General features: G+C 58.1%; 2 protein-coding genes and 3 pseudogenes. 4 read left to right on the top strand and 1 reads right to left on the bottom strand.

Features of this window, described 5'->3' with window-relative positions; all coding sequences use genetic code 11:
• Positions 1-104: 104 nt before the first annotated feature.
• Positions 105-335 (bottom strand): annotated as a pseudogene (locus QZH52_RS38440) (LysE family translocator); the annotation flags it as partial.
• 139 nt (positions 336-474) lie between these two features.
• Between QZH52_RS38440 and QZH52_RS38435 the strand changes: the two are divergent.
• The 4 genes and pseudogenes from QZH52_RS38435 to QZH52_RS38420 all read left to right on the top strand — a co-directional run.
• Entirely contained in the window at positions 475-1707 is a 1233-nt protein-coding gene (locus QZH52_RS38435; RefSeq protein ID WP_301816517.1) for a diaminopropionate ammonia-lyase, read from the top strand.
• A 24-nt stretch (positions 1708-1731) separates the two neighbouring features.
• On the top strand, positions 1732-3147 hold the full coding sequence (locus QZH52_RS38430) for a M20 family metallopeptidase (RefSeq protein WP_301816516.1): 1416 nt from the start codon (positions 1732-1734) through the stop codon (positions 3145-3147).
• 300 nt (positions 3148-3447) lie between these two features.
• Positions 3448-3682: pseudogene (locus QZH52_RS38425) on the top strand (transposase); the annotation flags it as partial.
• A 126-nt stretch (positions 3683-3808) separates the two neighbouring features.
• Positions 3809-4090, top strand: a pseudogene (locus QZH52_RS38420) (helix-turn-helix domain-containing protein); the annotation flags it as partial.
• Between the last annotated feature and the right edge of the window lie 113 nt (positions 4091-4203).

Below are 4203 nucleotides of genomic sequence, written 5' to 3'. Positions count from 1 at the left end.
ACTCATCGGTCACCACCCACGACTCAACACGTTTCGCCAAGATCTCGATCCATCGCCGCGCCCAATGCGGCTCGGATCGACAGTTTACCTATTTACGGATAAGTTCTTAGTAGGGTGAATGCCGCGGCTGACGTGGCGAGCAATGCGCCAATGCCAAGGGCGGCGGCAAGCACGTGCACGAAGCAGCCGACAGTGATTCCCAGTCCGGCCATCAAGCCGGCTTGCCGACCTCCGCGGAGTGAGTTAGTGACGATGTAGAGGATATCGGGACCTGGTGTCAGGTTCAGCAGCCAGCCGGCTGCGACAAAGACAAGGAGGTGTGAAGCGTCTGGCATACGGAGGTTGTTTCATGAAGAATACTTGTGCAGTTTGGTCCATGTGGTCTGCATCGATGTTCTCTTCTAGAAGTCGAAATCGCGTTTTTTAACACTTCAGTCCGCCTTAGGATTCTTCCACCAACTACGGAACTATCAAATGCTGTTTGCAAACACCCGGGCAACGCGCACTCTGTACCCTGCCGAACTTCGCTCCATCATGTCGATGGCAAAGGCCGAGGAGAGTCGGGAGTGGTTGTCCACATGGAGCGGAATCAACCCTGGCGCGACGCCGCTCTATTCGCTAGCGGGACTTGCGAAAGAGCTCGGTGTCGGCCAGATTTTGCTGAAAGACGAGTCGATCCGTTCCGAACTGGGAAGCTTCAAGGCACTGGGCGCTCCCATTGCATTGGTTCGTCTGATTCTGAGACTATGGCATAACGAGAAGCTCGATCCGAAAGCCTTGTTTTCTGGAACGTATGCCTCCTTGCTGAAGCGCTTCACGGTTATCAGCGCAACTGATGGTAATCACGGCAAAGGTCTTGCGGCGGCGGCAAAGAGCTTGGGTTGCCGCTGTGTCATCGTGCTGCACGCCAACGTGAGTCCAGAGCGTGAAGAGGCTATCGCCGCTTTCGGTGCGGAGATCGTTCGGATCTCGGGCAACTACGATGCTTCAGTTGAAGAAGCAGCGCGCCTTGCTTCGGATAATGGTTGGCATGTCGTATCGGATACCTCGTATGAAGGCTATGAGGAGATTCCGCGCGATGTGATGCAGGGTTACGGAACCATCGCCGCCGAAATCAATGAGGCACTAACTGATTCAGGCACTTCTGTCACGCATGTGTTTTTGCAGGGCGGAGTCGGCGGCTTGGCGGCCGGCATCATCAGCTACCTTTGGGAAGCACGCAGCGACAAGCGCCCCGTTGTCGTGGTAGTAGAGCCCGAACAGGCCGACTGCCTGCTTCAAAGTGCCATCGTGGGCAAAGCAGCGAAGGCGACAGGCACTGTCGACTCAGTGATGGCCGGACTCGCGTGTGGGGAGGCTTCCCCGCTGGCATGGCGTTTTCTTCAGCCGACGGCAGAATTCTTTATGACCATCAAGGACGTCGATGCGGTCGATGCCATGCGAGTCTTGGCCAAGGGAAATGCAACAGATACACCCGTTTTGGCCGGCGAATCCGGTGTCGCAGGGCTTTCGGGTTTGACCCAGTTAATGCGCAATCCTGCCCTGGCGCGTCAGGTCGGCCTTAACAGCGACTCTCGGGTGCTCGTCATCAACACTGAGGGAGCCACGGCTCCATCGGTGTACGAAGAGCTGGTTGGCGAGTCGGCCGAAAACGTACTGTTTCGCCAGAAGAAATTCCTTGACCGCCAGCCCCTGCGACTCGCGTAGCAAACACTTCAAGAGAGAAACAACATGAGCAACCCCACCGGGAGTCGTGAGTCGGCCATTGCCGCTGCAGTTGAAACATTTGACTCTGGGAAATTCCTAAAGGATCTTGACCGTCGAATTGCCTATCGTACAGAGAGCCAAGAATCCACGAACGCTCACCAGCTGCATGCCTACTTGACGAACGAAATCGCGCCTTACTTGCAGGGTCTTGGTTTCCAAACCAAGCTTGTTCCGAATCCATCGGGCGTGGATGCGCCAATTCTGCTCGCCAGTCGGATAGAGGACTCTGTCCTCCCCACGGTGGTGACTTACGGCCACGGGGATGCCGTTCGAGGCTACGATGACCAGTGGCGTGCTGGTCTTGAACCCTGGCGCATTGTGGTTGAAGGAGACCGCTGGTATGGTCGCGGAATCGCCGACAACAAAGGGCAGCACAGCGTGAATTTCGCGGCGCTTGAAGCGGTTCTTGCAGCACGCGATGGAAAGCTTGGCTACAACATCAAGGTGATCCTCGAAACAGGAGAGGAGATCGACTCGCCAGGTTTGAAGGCTGTTTGTGCTGCCGAGCGAGATTACTTGGCGGGGGACCTTTTCCTAGCCTCGGATGGACCACGCGTTTCGGCCGAGCGTCCAACGGTTTTTCTTGGCTCCCGAGGTGAGCTCAACTTTGACCTTGAGTTGAACCTTCGAGACGGTGGCCATCATTCCGGTAACTGGGGCGGGGCGCTTCGCAACCCTGCTGTTGTGCTCGCACACGCGATTTCGACGATGGTGGACGGGAACGGAAAGATCCTGGTAGAGGGCTTGATGCCACCGCCTTTGTCGCCGCTCGTTCGAAGCGCCCTTTCGGACATCGAGTGGGGACAGGACTCGAGCGCGCCTGAAGTAGACCTTGAGTGGGGTGAGCCGGGGCTCACGCCAGCGGAACGGGTCATCGGATGGAACGCGCTCGAGGTTCTTGCATTTAAGTCAGGCAATCCGGATGCACCGGTTAACGCCATTCCTCCAACGGCTCGTGCACATTGCCAACTGCGGTTTGTTGTTGGGACGGACTGGGAAAACGCACAAGAGCATCTTGAGCAGCATTTGGCGCGTCAAGACATCAAGCAAGTCAAGGTGACTGTAAAACCGGCCGTCAAAGCGACCAGGCTCGAACTCGACAACCCTTGGGTGAACTGGACGCTCCAATCTATAAAGAATACCACCGAGAAGAGGCCGGCCCTGCTGCCCAATTTAGGAGGTACCGTGCCAAACGACATCTTTGCCGAGACACTCGGTCTCCCGACCGTTTGGGTTCCGCACTCCTATCCGGCATGCAACCAGCACGCTCCCAATGAGCATTTCCTTGGGTCGGTCGCTCGGGAAGCGCTGGCGCTTATGGCGGGGCTGTGGTGGGACCTCGGCGACCGTGCCACTACTCCGTTCCAGAAGCAGGCCTGACGGCCGGTGCTAAGGTTAACGATTCGAAGTTCCATAAGCAGCCAGTGAAGTCATGTTGATCTGAGACCTCCGGTTGGCGAGGATCGTGTCCACGAAATTGGTGGACACGTGCACACTAACGAAGAAGCGGTGCTGACGGGGCGCCGCAGAACACACAGCGCCGAGTTCAAGGCACAGGCTGTTCTGGCCTGCAGAGAGCCCGGGATGTTGATGGCCGCGGTGGCTATGGCACATGGGGTGAACGCCAATCTCCAATCTCCTGCGCCGCTGGGTGATGGAGCGAGATGACGCGGCTACGACAAGGGCGCCTGGATACTTGTGCATGAGATCTTCGGTTGGCGACAGTTCGCCAATCGGCGCGAACTCGCGGGCTGCCTGGGCCTAACGCCTACGCCGTACGCCAGCGGCGACAACTCGATCGAACAGGGCATCAGCTGGGCCGGCAATCGAAGGGCTCGGGGCTCGGGCGCTGCTCGTGGAACTGGCCTGGAGCTGGCTGCGTTTGCAACCGGACAGTACGATGACCAAATGGTTCATCAGGTGAACTAGCCTGGACTTAATCTGACAGTGGTCTATCTTTGGTTCCATGGCCGCGAACCCGGCGCGAAGGGCGAAGCCCGTAGTCGCCGGCACCACGGCCTCCAGATCGAAGGAGTCCGCCATGACACAGGAACAGAAGGTCATTCGCGCCAAGGTCGGCATTCTGGAGCTGGCCAAGCAGTTGGGTAACGTCAGCCAGGCCTGCCGGGTAATGGGTTACTCGCGCGACAGCTTCTATCGCTTCAAGGAGCTGTACGACAAGGGCGGCGAAGCGGCGTTGCAGGAGATCTCGCGCCGCCGGCCGCTGCTGAAGAACCGCGTCGACCCGCAGATCGAGGCTGCCGTCGTTGATCTGGCCCTGGAATTGCCCGCCTACGGCCAGGTGCGCATCGCCAACGAGGTCCGTGCGTATTCCGGCGAACGTGACCGACGATTCCGCGGCATCGTGACCGGTCGTCATGCGTGTTGAGTTGCGCGTTCAGATTGTAGAAGTGGCGGTCACGATGGGTCTTTGTT

The organism is Variovorax ginsengisoli (assembly GCF_030486595.1).
Taxonomy (GTDB): domain Bacteria; phylum Pseudomonadota; class Gammaproteobacteria; order Burkholderiales; family Burkholderiaceae_C; genus Variovorax; species Variovorax ginsengisoli_B.
Note: the sequence above shows the minus strand (reverse complement) of the source record. Positions and strands in the feature narration are given on the sequence as shown.

Excerpts from the sequence above, each read along its gene's own strand:
- QZH52_RS38435 (WP_301816517.1), top strand. The coding sequence starts at position 475 with ATGCTGTTTGCAAACACCCGGGCAACGCGCACTCTGTACCCTGCCGAA.
- QZH52_RS38430 (WP_301816516.1), top strand. The coding sequence starts at position 1,732 with ATGAGCAACCCCACCGGGAGTCGTGAGTCGGCCATTGCCGCTGCAGTT.